Origin of the sequence: Paenibacillus sp. cl141a, from assembly GCF_900109305.1 — a bacterium.
Taxonomy (GTDB): Bacteria; Bacillota; Bacilli; order Paenibacillales; family Paenibacillaceae; genus Paenibacillus_AQ; species Paenibacillus_AQ lautus_A.
This window is the reverse complement of record NZ_FNZO01000015.1, coordinates 25,102-38,485: the sequence shown is the minus strand read 5'-3', so window position 1 is coordinate 38,485 and position 13,384 is coordinate 25,102. Positions and strand designations below refer to the sequence as shown.

At 53.5% G+C, this 13,384-nt stretch carries 9 protein-coding genes; 8 read left to right on the top strand and 1 reads right to left on the bottom strand.

Annotated features, from left to right (window positions below; translation table 11 throughout):
* Window positions 1-12: 12 nt before the first annotated feature.
* Complete coding sequence (locus BMX45_RS27930; protein ID WP_090913708.1) at window positions 13-786, bottom strand: helix-turn-helix domain-containing protein; 774 nt, start codon at window positions 784-786, stop codon at window positions 13-15.
* Window positions 787-1,106: 320 nt separating this feature from the next.
* Between BMX45_RS27930 and BMX45_RS27925 the strand changes: the two genes are divergently transcribed.
* From BMX45_RS27925 to BMX45_RS27890, 8 genes are all read left to right on the top strand, one after another.
* On the top strand, window positions 1,107-2,393 hold the full coding sequence (locus BMX45_RS27925; RefSeq protein WP_368087185.1) for an endo-1,4-beta-xylanase: 1,287 nt from the start codon (window positions 1,107-1,109) through the stop codon (window positions 2,391-2,393).
* Between the two features lie 95 nt (window positions 2,394-2,488).
* The gene (locus tag BMX45_RS27920; protein WP_090913704.1) at window positions 2,489-3,526 is read left to right on the top strand and encodes an endo-1,4-beta-xylanase; all 1,038 of its coding nucleotides are present in this window, start codon (window positions 2,489-2,491) and stop codon (window positions 3,524-3,526) included.
* Window positions 3,527-3,575: 49 nt separating this feature from the next.
* Complete coding sequence (locus BMX45_RS27915; protein ID WP_090913702.1) at window positions 3,576-5,096, top strand: glycoside hydrolase family 43 protein; 1,521 nt, start codon at window positions 3,576-3,578, stop codon at window positions 5,094-5,096.
* A 19-nt stretch (window positions 5,097-5,115) separates the two neighbouring features.
* Window positions 5,116-6,858 (top strand): SGNH/GDSL hydrolase family protein, encoded by a 1,743-nt coding sequence (locus BMX45_RS27910; protein ID WP_090913700.1) that lies wholly within the window; start codon window positions 5,116-5,118, stop codon window positions 6,856-6,858.
* A gap of 87 nt (window positions 6,859-6,945) precedes the next feature.
* Window positions 6,946-7,719, top strand: a complete 774-nt coding sequence (locus tag BMX45_RS27905; RefSeq protein WP_090913698.1) for an alpha/beta hydrolase — start codon at window positions 6,946-6,948, stop codon at window positions 7,717-7,719.
* Window positions 7,720-7,791: 72 nt separating this feature from the next.
* Window positions 7,792-10,089 carry an ABC transporter transmembrane domain-containing protein gene (locus BMX45_RS27900; protein WP_090913696.1) on the top strand — a complete coding sequence of 766 codons (2,298 nt, stop codon included), beginning with the start codon at window positions 7,792-7,794 and terminating at the stop codon, window positions 10,087-10,089.
* Window positions 10,086-10,613, top strand: a complete 528-nt coding sequence (locus BMX45_RS27895) for a DUF1854 domain-containing protein (protein ID WP_090913694.1) — start codon at window positions 10,086-10,088, stop codon at window positions 10,611-10,613. Before BMX45_RS27900 ends, BMX45_RS27895 begins: the two co-directional genes overlap by 4 nt.
* Window positions 10,614-10,636: 23 nt before the next feature.
* Window positions 10,637-12,850 carry an ABC transporter ATP-binding protein gene (locus BMX45_RS27890; protein WP_090913692.1) on the top strand — a complete coding sequence of 738 codons (2,214 nt, stop codon included), beginning with the start codon at window positions 10,637-10,639 and terminating at the stop codon, window positions 12,848-12,850.
* Window positions 12,851-13,384 lie beyond the last annotated feature (534 nt).

The following is a 13,384-nucleotide window of genomic DNA, read 5'->3' as shown; positions in this document are numbered from 1 at the left end:
TGTACGTACAAGTTAATGCTGGCCAGAGGCGATCTCAACTGTCTGCGATCCATGCATTTTTCTAAACATGTTAGCGCTTACTCCGGCATAGGACTTGAATTTTTTATAGAACCAGTCCATATCGTTATAACCCACCATGTCAGCGATTTCGTATATCTTCATGTTGGTGTGCACGAGCAAGAATTTCGCTTTCTCCATCCTCTGCTGCAACAGATATTCGTTAAACGTCATCTTCTCGTGGAACTTGAATTTTTGGACTAAATAGGAGTAGTTGAAATGCATCCGCTCGGCAATTTCTTTCAAGGTGACGTTTTGATACTTCGAATCTTCCAAGTATTCCTTCACCTCTTGAATGATCTGATCCTCCTTTTCCGCATGGACATGGGACACTCTAAGACACGGATTCCCGTCACCGGAATTGGTTGTCGGCGTGATCATCTGCAAGCTGGAGCTGAGCTCTTTGATCGTGAACGGTGCTGGCAAATAATCGTTGACTTGCAGCTGCAAGGCTTTCCGGGTCCAATAAAAGTCCGTGCTGCCTCCGGCAACAATGATAGGGACTCGGCTTACGCACCGGATTTGTTCGCATAACTCCATGCCTGCGGAATCTGAACCGAACGCATGGATAATCACTACCGTGTAAGGCTCCAAGGCAACGAATTGCATAGCGGACGAGGAGGACCTGACGCAGCGGCACCGCGAGCATCTCAAATCATTCCAATCCGGCGGGCTTCCCGGTGTTTCTACATCATGAGTTTCCAGATCAACAAGCAGAATATCATGCACAATGCTTCCCCCTAACTTCTTTGTAATAACGCTTACATTCGGTTTGATAACATTATGGGGAACAGAAGGCCGGATCACAATGTGCCGATCTTTATATTTCTAACCGATATTTACTTCTTACTGAATATAACCGGTATGTGAACGCCTGAGAAATTTTGACAACCTGAGATTGGACGGGTGAAGGACCCCAATTTGGCAGGTTGTTGCAAAAAAATGTAAGCGCTAATATGGAGTTATGACCATTCGGGCGGGTTCCGGGTTCCGTACCGGATTTCTGTTTTTTTTGCTCGAAGCGGAAAGGAGGTAATGCTTTGCTTCGCATGCCTAAACGCGGCCGATGGGCGGCAACGGCAGTGGCGGCGTCCGTCGTTCTCGTGTTGATCGTGTCCTATATGGGCAGCCGCGACAAGCCGGTCACCGAAAGTCAGGCACCTGAAAAACTGGAGGAAGGAGTCGCGGAGCTAAAGGGGAACTCCGAAGCGCCGAACGGGAAGTCGAATGCCGAATCCCCTGCGGGCATTAACCAGCCTGCTCCAACTGAGCCGCAGGCACAACAGTCCATAGCTCAAGATATTCCCTCGCTGTATGAACTCTTCGAGGAAGACTTTCCGATCGGCGCCGCGATCGAACCGAATCAGACCATCGGCCCATCAGCGGAATTGCTGAAGAAGCATGTCCGCTGGCTGGTGGCCGAGAACGTCATGAAGCCGGATGCGATCCAACCATCGGAAGGCCGATTTATATGGACAAATGCCGACCGAATCGTGGAATTTGCCAAGGTGAACAACATGCAAGTCCGTTTCCATACGCTGGTCTGGCATACCCAAGTTGGCGAGTGGTTTTTCCAAGATGCGGAAGGCAAGCCGATGGTGGATGAGACAGACCCCAAGCGCCAGGAAGCGAACAAAAAATTGCTGCTGGAACGCCTGGATACCCACGTAAGGACGATCGTCAGCCGATATAAGGACGAGATTACGTCCTGGGACGTGGTGAATGAAGTCATTGAACCGGGGGATCCGGACGGGATGCGCGCGAGCGAATGGTACAAAATTGCCGGTACCGATTACATCGCAACGGCATTTCGAGCCGCTCGGGAAGCCGGAGGACCTGAAGCGAAGCTCTATATTAACGATTACGGAACGGATAACCCTGTGAAAAGGGACCGTTTGTTTCAGCTCGTGAAAGATTTGCTGGAGCAAGGTGTTCCGATCGACGGTGTCGGACATCAGACGCATATTGACATCTATGGTCCATCGGTGGATTCCATCATCGCGTCGATGCGAACATTCGCGGAGCTTGGCCTCGACAATCTCGTCACCGAGCTCGACATGAGCATGTATGCCTGGAACGACCGCAGCGATTACGGCCAAGATCTCCCGCAAGAAATCCTAAACCTGCAAGCCGAACGATATGGCGAGTTGTTTAAGGCATTCCGCCAAAACAAGGACATTCTTAGCGGCGTCGTGTTTTGGGGCATCGCCGACGATCATACCTGGCTTCATGGTTTTCCGGTCGCACGTACCAATGCGCCCTTGCTGTTCGATCAAAGACATCAACCCAAACCGGCATTTTGGGCCGTTGTTGAGGCGGCGAAGACCGAGTTATAAACAGACGTTACCGCAGAGTCGAGCAAGCATTATGGATAAATAATTTTATAGCTCAATGCCGCTTACCGAAAAAAACGTGATAAGGAGAAAGCCGAATGATGAGAATGAATGTGGAGAAGCTGCCCAAGCTTCATGAAGCCTTTGGAAATGGCTTCAACATCGGAGCTGCCGTGAATCCGATCACGATGGTGACTCAAAAGGAATTGTTGACGCACCATTACAACAGCGTTACGGCGGAAAATGAAATGAAATTCGAGCGATTGCACCCATCGGAAGAGGTATATACATTCGAGCAAGCCGACCAGATTGTATCGTTTGCCAAATCGAACGGAATGGCGGTGCGAGGACATACCCTCGTATGGCATAATCAGACGCCGGAATGGGTGTTTCAAAACGGCTCCGGCGGTAAAGCCGGCCGCGAGCTGCTGCTCGCGCGGATGAAATCGCACATCCATGAGGTCGTTGGCCGTTATCGTGGAGACATCTATGCATGGGATGTCGTAAACGAAGCCATTGCCGACAGTGGAAGCGATCTGCTTCGTTCCTCCCCGTGGCTTGCGTCAATCGGGGAGGATTTTATCGCAAAGGCATTTGAATACGCGCATGAAGCGGATCCGCAAGCGCTGCTGTTTTATAACGATTACAACGAATCCGTACCGGAGAAGAGGGAGAAGATTTACGCGCTCCTTAAATCGTTAAAGGAGCAGGATGTGCCGATTCACGGCGTCGGGCTTCAAGCTCATTGGAATCTGGAGTTCCCTTCGCTTGACGATATCCGCAGGGCCATCGAAAGATATGCAAGCCTTGACCTGATGCTCCATGTAACGGAGCTTGACGTATCCGTTTTCGCGCATGAGGATAAGCGGACCGATCTGGCGGCGCCGACGGAAGAAATGCTTGAGCGCCAGGCGGAGCGTTACGGACAATTGTTCCGGCTGCTTAAAGAGTACAGCGGCAGCATAACTTCCGTAACCTTCTGGGGCGCGGCGGACGATTATACCTGGCTGGATCATTTCCCGGTAAGGGGCCGCAAAAATTGGCCGTTTGTCTTCGATGAGAATCATCATCCGAAGGAATCTTACTGGAACCTGTTGAAGGAAGCCAAGGCGGATCAGACATTTCAGGATGTTTGATCGCGTACCGTTCCCAGCAGTCTCCATTGGTTGAAGGGAGAAACCATCTATGAACAAGACATTGATCACAAATCCGATCATATGGGCGGACGTGCCGGATGTGGATGTCATCCGCGCAGAGGATGCTTATTATATGATCAGCACCAGCATGCATTCGATGCCGGGCTGCCCGATCATGAGGTCCGAGGATCTGATGCATTGGGAAATCGTTAGTTACGTATACGATACGCTCGAAGATAACGAGGCCCATCGTCTGGAAGGCGGCAGCAATATCTACGGGAAAGGCTCTTGGGCGGCCAGCCTGCGCCATCATCAGGGGAAATTCTATGTCTGCTTCTCCAGCAACGATACCGGACGGTTTTATGTGTACCGCACAGATGATGTCATTCAGGGACCATGGCAACGATCCGTCATCGATGGACTGCGGCATGATCCGGGCCTGCTTTTTGATGATGACGCAGTGTTCGTGATCTACGGCAACGGGGATATTTACATCACCGAGTTGACCGCGGATGCCACGGCCCTTAAGCCGGACGGAATCCACCAGCGGTTGTTCGAAACGGAAGCGGAGGGCATCGGATTGCGCTGCGAAGGCTGTCATGCCTACCGCATCAATGGTTACTATTATTTGCTGTTCATTGAGTGGCCGAAGGCAGGCGTCGGCAACGGCCGGCGTAGACAAATCTGTTACCGGTCTCGGGAATTGCTCGGCCCCTATGAAAGAAGAATCGTATTGGATGACGATCTCGGCTACCATAACAAGGGAATCGCCCAAGGCGGGATTTTTGATACGCCGGATGGCAAGTGGTACGCGATGCTGTTCCAGGATCATGATGCCGTCGGCAGAATCCCGTGCTTAGTGCCGGTGGCTTGGGAGGAGGATTGGCCCGTGTTCGGCATGGAGGGCAAGGTGCCGGAACGGTTTGAGGTCGACTTGCCGCAAGCTGCGGCCAAGCCGCTCGTGATCAGCGACGAATTCGAATATGAATCGGATAAGCTGGCGCTGAATTGGCAATGGAACCACAACCCGGATCATCGGCTGTGGTCGGTGACCGAACGCCCCGGTTTCCTGAGACTGACGACAGGCAGCTTGGCTGCAGGCGTGCTTCAGGCACGCAATACGCTGACGCAGCGTACGGAAGGGCCGGCGTGCACGGGGATGGTATTAATGGACACGGGACAAATGAAGCCCGGCGATCATGCGGGCCTTGTTGCGCTGCAAAACCATTTCGGCACCATCGGCATCAAGGTGGCAGAGAACGGCGACAAATTCATCGCGATGTGCGTGAACGACGGGAACGGCCTTGAGAAGGAGCTGGAAACGGTTCGTTTTCAAGGCAGGGATGTGCATTTGAGAATTCATTTTGATTTTGAGAACAGCAAAGATGTGGCTTCCTTTTCTTATTCGTCCGACGGGTTGGAGTGGATGCCGATCGGTGGAGAGCTGAACATGCGGTATACCTTGGATCACTTTATGGGTTATCGGATCGGGCTTTATTATTATGCGACCGGGCAAATCGGCGGCCATGCCGACTTCGGTTATTTCCGCTACGAGAAAGCCGAACGGTAGAGCAGGAGGATGACGAGTCATGGCAGACCATTGGACGACAGCCGTAAATGAAACGGAAGGCCCAGCCGCGCCGCGGGATCCGGTAGTCAAACGCCGCGGACTGTACATCCTGTATGAGACGATCATCGAAGCGACGATTCGTCCCGATGGGAAGTACACACAAGAGATGTACCTGGACGGGAGCCAGCTCGTCGATAAAGCCCGGTTTAACGGGGGTGTAACGGATGAAGCCATGCTGGAGCTTCTAAGAAGCTCCAGCGGACTTCGCCGACTGGTGGACCGTATCGGAATCTCTGTTCGTGCGCATGAGCCCGGCATATCGACCGTACAGTTTACATATTGGAATTGGGGGAAAACGAATCCATACGAAACAGGATCCCGCCTGAGCATAACCTGTCCAACTGACGGCACGGAAGCGCTCCTGGTTCTGGATGACGACGAAGGGCGATATCAGGATGACAACGTTCCCGGAAAATTCGTATTTGAATTCGAGCAAGAGGGCGCATTGGCAACGGCCACCATTGTGTTCTATCTTCGAGATGGTTTCCTAGCTCCCGACGTCACGGCCGACCCGCCTGTCGATGTTGAATCGCAAGCGTATCGAGACATGATCAAGAAATCACTCGTAAGCCCAGGCAACAACATCAGATTGAAGAAGGCGATCGAAAAAGCGAAGCGAGGCGAATACGTTTCCATTGCCTATATCGGTGGTTCCATTACGCAAGGCGCCGGCGCTGTGCCGCTCGATTCGCAATGCTACGCGTACCAATCTTATGACCTCTTTAAGCGAATGTTTGCACCAGCCGCCGATAGCCCGATTCGTCTCATCAAAGCCGGCGTAGGCGGCACGCCGTCGGAGCTGGGCATCGTCCGCTATGATCGGGATGTGCTTCGAGAAGGGGCGGTAGAGCCGGATATCGTGATCGTTGAGTTTGCCGTCAACGACGCCGGCGACGAAACGAAAGGAAATTGTTACGAGAGCCTGGTCCTCAAAGCTCTTCGTGCCGATCACAAGCCGGCGGTGATTTTGCTGTTCAGTGTATTCGTGAACGACTGGAATCTTCAAGACCGGCTAGCTCCCGTAGGCTGGCATTACAACCTTCCGATGGTCAGCGTGAAGGATGCGGTCACGGAACAGTTCCGATGGACCAGGGAACAAGGCAACGTGATTACGAAAAGACAGTTTTTCTACGACATTTATCATCCGACCAATGCAGGACATCGGGTGATGGCCGATTGTTTGGGTTGGTTATTCGAAGTAACCGACCATTCCAACGTTGACGAGGAAGATTTCGCTGATGTACTGCCTCCGTTAATCGGAAATGACTTCGTCGGGATTAAGCTGCTCGACCGACTGAATGGCGACCGTTTCGCCCGAATTGATGCTGGCGGTTTTTCGGACATCGACACGGATCTGCAGATGGCGGAAATGGGTGATCATGCATACGGGACGCCGCAATTTCCGCACAACTGGATGCATACGGCCGATTCCGGCAAGCACAGCTTCAGGATGACCATTCGGAGCAAGAGTCTCATCCTTGTTTATAAAGACTCCGGACGCCGGGAGTTCGGAACTGCGAAGATATGGGTGGACGGGAAGCTGAAGAAGACCGCCGATCCGCATGAAGTGAACTGGACCCACTGCAATGCTGTGATTTTATACAATGATCCAAATGCGGAAGAACATGCGGTAGAGATCGAAATGGCGGAAGGCCACGAGGATAAGCGATTCACGATTCTGGGCTTCGGCTATGTTCCATAGGGTTGTATTAGAGCACAGCTTGCCAAAGCGGTGAGATTGCTTGGATATTGCCCAGCGCTAAACCTATGAACTGAAGGGGAGAGGAACATGAAGGAGAAGGCCCCGGCCGGATTCGACCGGCAACGGGAACATATCGCCAGGGGAATAATCGAAACGGTGGAATATGCATCTGAAACGGTAGGCAACTTTCGAAAGGCGACGATCTATACGCCACCAGGGTATGGCGATGATAAAACGTACAACGTGCTTTATTTATTGCATGGGATCGGTGGTGATGAGTCGGAATGGCACCGCCATGCGGATCCGCAGACGATTCTGGACAATCTATGCGCGGATGGGAAACTCGCGCCGATGATCGTCGTTTTTCCCAATGGCCGTGCGATGCCGAACGATCGGGCTGAAGGGGACCTGTTTGATCCGGACAAAGTGAAAGCATTCGTGACGTTCGAATTCGATTTGCTAAACGACCTGATTCCCTTTGTCGAGTCGCGTTATTCGGTATCGACAGGTCGGGAAAACCGTGCGATTGCGGGGTTGTCCATGGGCGGGGGGCAATCCTTGAATATCGGCTTGAAGCACCTCGACCGTTTCGCATGGATCGGCGCTTTTTCCCCGGCTCCCAATACGAAATCTCCGGAACAGCTCGTCCCGAATCCGGACGAAGCATCGGCCCTACTCAAATTGCTGTGGCTGTCATGCGGCGATGAAGACAATCTTAAGCCGATGAGCGATCGGACACATGCGTATTTATCGGAGCATCGCGTTCCTCATGTGTGGTATGAGGAAAGTGGGGGACATGATTGGTCCGTATGGAAGAACGATTTGTATCATTATTCGCAACTCCTTTTTAAAGATAACTAATGTAAGAAGGAAGCCTTGCGCCTTATTGGCCGAGCTTTTTACTTTCAGCCAAATGAACGAAAGGGTAAAAACATGACGATATTGCCGAAGGAAATCATGTCCATGCTGGACAGAAACGGTACAAAAGCCGCTGATCTGGTGCACTGGATGGAGTGCGACCGGTTGCCGGACGGCGGCTTTGCGGACGGATATCTCGTCTTGTCCCGGGAATCACTCCACATCTTCCGTAGCAGCGGCATTTCGAAGGAGAAGACGTTTTCGGGTTATGCAGCCGGCCGGCATAAGGACGCTGGCAAGCTGGTGCAAGACGGTTCCGTCGATTGGGCATGGGAGCGCATTCCCCTTGAACGACTTGAAGCCTTGACCATCGTCAATCTGGTCGCTTCCGGCATGGTCGTGGCCATGGAGCAGGAGGAACGAGTGATCGGCGCATTCACAAGCGGTCAAATGAAACAGGCCGTCCGATTTGCGCAAGCCTTCGACAAAATGAAGAAGAACGAGCCCTTTGAAGCCTTCGAACAGGACGAGGAATCGCATGGAGCTTACTGCCCGACATGTGGATTGATCTTCCCTGAAGAAGGCAGGCCGTTCTGCCCGAAATGCATGAAAAGACATGCCGTCTTCGCACGTTTGCTGTCATTTGCAGGCAAGTACAAGCGGTCCATCTTTTTTATCGTGTTGTTTATGCTGCTGAACTCGGCGACCGGTCTCGTCATTCCTTATTTTCAAGGCACGGTGCTATTTGATCAGGCGCTTGCCGGCAATGGGGCTTTCGCGGGGCGGATCGGCCTCGTTATTGTGATCATTCTGGCATTCCGTACGCTATCGCTGTTATTCGGAATCTTGTTCGGCACCATCATCGCAAAGCTGGCGGCAAAGGTCGCATTCGATTTGAAATCGGCCGTATTTACCGCGTTGCAGCGGTTGTCGCTCGATTTTTTCATGCGTAGGCAGACCGGTCATCTCATGACCCGAGTGAATAATGACGCACAGGAACTACAATATTTCTTCGTAGACGGGCTTTCTTATTTCATCGTAAATGCGTTGAACATCATCGGCATCACCGCCGTGCTTCTGTGGATGGATTGGCGGCTTACGCTGATTTGCCTGCTGCCGATGCCGCTGGTACTATGGCTTGTCCGGAGCGCGTTTCCGAAACTGTGGCGCTTGTCCTGGCGGAGACACCGCAAGGTAAGCGCTCTGAATTCGATCATCAGCGATTCGGTTCGCGGCTCGCGGGTCGTCAAGGCATTCGGTAAAGAAAAGGTGGAGATCCGCCGCTTTCAGCGGTCGAACGATGCATTCTCCGTGGCCGAACAGCGTTTCAACAAATTGAGCGGAACGGTGTTCCCGATTCTCAATTTTCTGACTCAAGCGGGCGGGATATTGATTTGGGCGTTCGGCGGCTGGTACGTGATGCAAGGCCGGATGTCGTTCGGCGCCGTGCTGACGTTCGTCAACTATATGATGATGCTGTACGGGCCGATTCAGTTCATGAACAATATCGTCGGCTGGTGGTCCAATTGCATGGCGGCGGCGCAGCGTATCTTCGAGATCCAGGACGCCGTGCCGGATGTAGCAGAGCGTCCTGGCGCCGTTACGTTGCCGGCCATGAAAGGCGATATTGAAGTCGATAACGTCACGTTCGGCTACGAGCCGAACAAACCGATTTTGAAACAGGTGTCCTTGCGCGCGAGGCCGGGGCAGATGATCGGCATCGTCGGCCATTCGGGAGCTGGGAAATCGACGCTCGTCAATCTGGTGTCGCGATTGTACGACGTAACCGAGGGAGAAATCCGGATCGACGGCGTCAATGTCAAGGATCTTTCGACAGCTTCATTGCGGCGTCATATCGGGATCGTCTCTCAGGATGTCTATGTATTCTCGGGCAGCATCGCCGAAAATATCGCATACGCTGATCCCGATTGCTCGGTTGAGGACATCCTGCATACAGCCAAGATCGCGAACGCGCACGATTTCATCGAGAAGCTGCCCGACGGCTACGATACGGAGGTCGGTACGGGCGGCTATAGCTTGTCCGGCGGGGAGAAGCAGCGGCTGTCGATCGCCAGAGCCGTGCTGCACAACCCGAAGGTGCTCATTCTCGACGAGGCGACCGCATCGCTTGATACGGAGACGGAGCTGCAAATCCAGCAGGCGCTCGATTCGCTTGTCAAAGGACGGACGACGATCGCGATCGCCCACCGGCTGTCCACGCTAAGGCAAGCCGACTATTTGGTCGTGATGGATAAAGGCGTTGTCGTCGAAGCGGGCACGCACGAAGAGCTGATGGCGATGGAGGGCGTCTATCGGGAACTCGTCCGCAAACATGATGAAGCGCTCAGAATGAAGGGAGAAATCATCGCATGAGGATGGAAGAACATCGGGGAATGGAGCTGGCGGATGCGGCGGGCATCCGATATTTAACGCCGGGCAATTCGGAGTTTATGGAGACAAGCGGCCGCATGCTGTCGGTCCAGACCGGAGGTGAGATGCATTCGCCGGTATACGTGCATTGCTCCTTCCCGCATACGAACCAGCGCTCATTCTTGTCGATTCGAACGGCGAACAACAAGGAGATCGGCATGATCCGCCATCTTGACGATTTTCCGCAGGGGACGTCCTCCCTGATCGAAAGGCAGATGAAGATCCGTTATTTTACGCCGGAAATTACGAAGGTCATTGCCGTAAGCGAGGAGTTCGGCTATTCCTATTGGGAAGTAGCAACGACGGCCGGACTGTGCCGGTTTACGGTGCGAAACGGCAGCGGCAACGTCAAGTTCGCGGCGGAGAACCGCCTGCTGATCACCGACGTCGATGGAAACCGCTTCGTCATCCCGCAGGTGGATCAGTTGAGCGACAAGGAATACCGAATGATCGAAATGAGAATGTAAACGGCGGCAACGGAGGAAAATCGATGAATTTGAATTTCACGCTTTCAGAGCAGGATCTAGCGGCGGTACGGCAAGTTGTCGGAGCGGAGATCGCTTATTGCGTCCCGGCCGACCTGTCGCTGGAAGGGCGGCGGGTGGAAGGCTATCTTGCGATCGGCGGTGGCAGGTGGGCGTATGTGCAAGACGGCCAGGTGCGAGACGAGGGAAACATCGCGGACGCCAGCGATTATAAGCTGGTGCCGTTCGTTGGCAATGCGGTGCTCGAAGCCACGGAGAACGAGACGAAGCGAATCGTCGTCAGGGTGACGATGCAGCATGCGGCAAGGTACGGCTATATCGCCCAAATCTTGAACGACATGGCCGCCAGTCGCCCCGTCCGTATTTATCATGACGAAGCGGACCCGGTTTGTGCAGCATGCGGACGATCGCTCGTCCCGGGTACGCGGGTATGTCCCCGCTGTATGAGCAAGGCAGCCGCTTTCAAACGACTGCTTCTCGTATCGAGAAGGCACTGGCGTAGCTTGATGCTCGGGCTTGGCGTCCTGATCGCCGCTTCGGCGCTGGCGATGGCGGGACCTTATTTCCAGAAGCAACTCGTCAACGCTGCGCTGGTGCCCCCTGCCGGGCAAGAAGCGAGCGTTAGAGTGTTCTTCCTTGCACTTGCGGGGATGTTGTTCACCCTGGCCTTCGGCGAGCTGCTCGGCATCGCCAGAAATCGGATCATGGCCAGCGTCAGCACGGGCATTGCGGCCGATTTGCGCAAAACGGTATTCGATCGGATTCAGAACATGTCGCTCGGATTTTTGACGTCGCAGCGGGCGGGAGACCTGATGAACAGGGTGACGGCCGATACGGACCGCATCCGTCATTTGATTCAGGAGATGTGCACAACGGCCATCTACCAACTGATCATCCTGATCGCTTCAGCGACGCTGCTCTTTTCGGCGGATTGGCGGCTGGCGCTGATCGTGCTGCTTCCGGCGCCATTCGTTGCTTATCTGCACTACTATATTTGGAGACACGTGCTGCACAAGCTGTTTCACAAGCAGTGGCGTATCTCCGACAAGGCGAACTCGTTCCTTCATGACGTCCTGAGCGGCATTCGGGTCGTCAAGACGTTCGGCCAGGAAGAGCGGGAGATCCGCAGATTTCGGGAATACAACGGTGAATTCGCCGCTGCCGCGATCAAGAGCGAGAAGTTGTACAGCATTTTATCTCCCATCTCAAATTATTTGATTCAGATCGGGCAATATCTCGTTCTCATGATCGGCTGTTACATGATTATCGGCCGGGAAATGAACGTGGGCGAGCTGATCCAGTTCAGCGCCTATGCGGCAATGATATTCGGGCCGATCTCCTGGTTGATGTTCATGCCGCGCTGGATAGCGAATGCCGTCATTTCGATGCATCGCGTATTCTCGGTGATCGACGAACAGCCGGAAGTCATCGATGCAAAGGACGCAGTGGGGCACCGGATTCGGGGCTCGATCGAGTTCTCGGGCGTTTTTTTTGGTTACCGATCGTATGAGCCTGTTCTGAAGGAGATTAATCTCACCGTAAAGCCGGGGGAAATGATCGGTCTCGTCGGTCATTCCGGTTCGGGAAAATCGACGACGATCAACCTGATTTCCCGTTTTTATGATGTCAATGAAGGAGAGATACGGATCGACGGCATCGATATCCGGATGATCCGGCAGGAGGATTTGCGCTTGCAGATCGGCGTTGTGCTGCAGGAGACCTTCCTGTTCAGCGGGACGATTGCGGAGAACATTCAATACTCGAAGCCGGGCGCGAAACCGGAAGAGGTAATCGAGGCGGCCAAAATCGCCAACGCGCATGATTTTATCATCAACTTGCCCGACGGTTACGACACGAGGCTGGAAGAGAACGGGAACAATTTGTCGGGAGGCGAGCGACAACGCATAGCGATCGCGCGCGCCGTGCTGAACGATCCCCGAATCCTCATTCTGGACGAGGCGACGGCTTCGCTAGACATTGAGACGGAAGCGGCCATCCAGGAGGCGCTGAAACGGGTGACGAAAAACCGCACGACGATCGCGATCGCGCATCGTCTCTCTACGCTGCGCAATGCCGATCGTCTTATTGTCCTTGACAAGGGGCGGATCGCCGAAATCGGCACGCATCGCGAATTGATGGAGAAGCGGGGGATCTACTACAATCTGATCTCCGCCCAGCGCGGCATGTCCCGCAAGAGCGACCCTTCCGTGGTGGTATGACGCCGCCAGATGCTTACTGTGAAAAAGACGATATGGAAAACACAAAGATGGATCTTTATGAACGTTGGAGAAATTGAGCCAAGTTTCCTATTCTGAGCTGCTGCCCGACATAGTAAAGATTACACTGAACTGTTCATCCGGGTGACCCTTAGTCTGCAAGATAGCTGGGAAAAAAAACACGCTGTCGACCGGAGACAGGCTGAAACGGTTTAAGGGAGGGCTGAGAGGATAAGGGGCTGATCGAACCTATTTTCAATTCGGCCGATATTTACTTATTACCTCCAGCCAGCCGGGAGTGGATGGATGATTATGAGAAAGTGGTGCCGGGTCATCGCACATTTCCCATTTGTTTGCGTTTTATCCGGGCGAAGGTATTAACGTGAATTCCACGCCCGAGCTGACTGTGCAGCGGCTCGAACGACATGGATCGCAAGCTGGCTAACGGCGTCGGACATACCGGCTGGAGCCGAGCGTGGTTCATCAACTTCTGGGTACAACCGTCGGATGCCGACAAAGCTTACGATACGTAAGAGC

What these genes read in the sequence shown, in the direction of transcription:
- BMX45_RS27925 (WP_368087185.1), top strand. Translation starts at nt 1,107, where the DNA reads ATGCCTAAACGCGGCCGATGGGCGGCAACGGCAGTGGCGGCGTCCGTC.
- BMX45_RS27920 (WP_090913704.1), top strand. Translation starts at nt 2,489, where the DNA reads ATGATGAGAATGAATGTGGAGAAGCTGCCCAAGCTTCATGAAGCCTTT.
- BMX45_RS27915 (WP_090913702.1), top strand. Translation starts at nt 3,576, where the DNA reads ATGAACAAGACATTGATCACAAATCCGATCATATGGGCGGACGTGCCG.
- BMX45_RS27910 (WP_090913700.1), top strand. Translation starts at nt 5,116, where the DNA reads ATGGCAGACCATTGGACGACAGCCGTAAATGAAACGGAAGGCCCAGCC.
- BMX45_RS27905 (WP_090913698.1), top strand. Translation starts at nt 6,946, where the DNA reads ATGAAGGAGAAGGCCCCGGCCGGATTCGACCGGCAACGGGAACATATC.
- BMX45_RS27900 (WP_090913696.1), top strand. Translation starts at nt 7,792, where the DNA reads ATGACGATATTGCCGAAGGAAATCATGTCCATGCTGGACAGAAACGGT.
- BMX45_RS27895 (WP_090913694.1), top strand. Translation starts at nt 10,086, where the DNA reads ATGAGGATGGAAGAACATCGGGGAATGGAGCTGGCGGATGCGGCGGGC.
- BMX45_RS27890 (WP_090913692.1), top strand. Translation starts at nt 10,637, where the DNA reads ATGAATTTGAATTTCACGCTTTCAGAGCAGGATCTAGCGGCGGTACGG.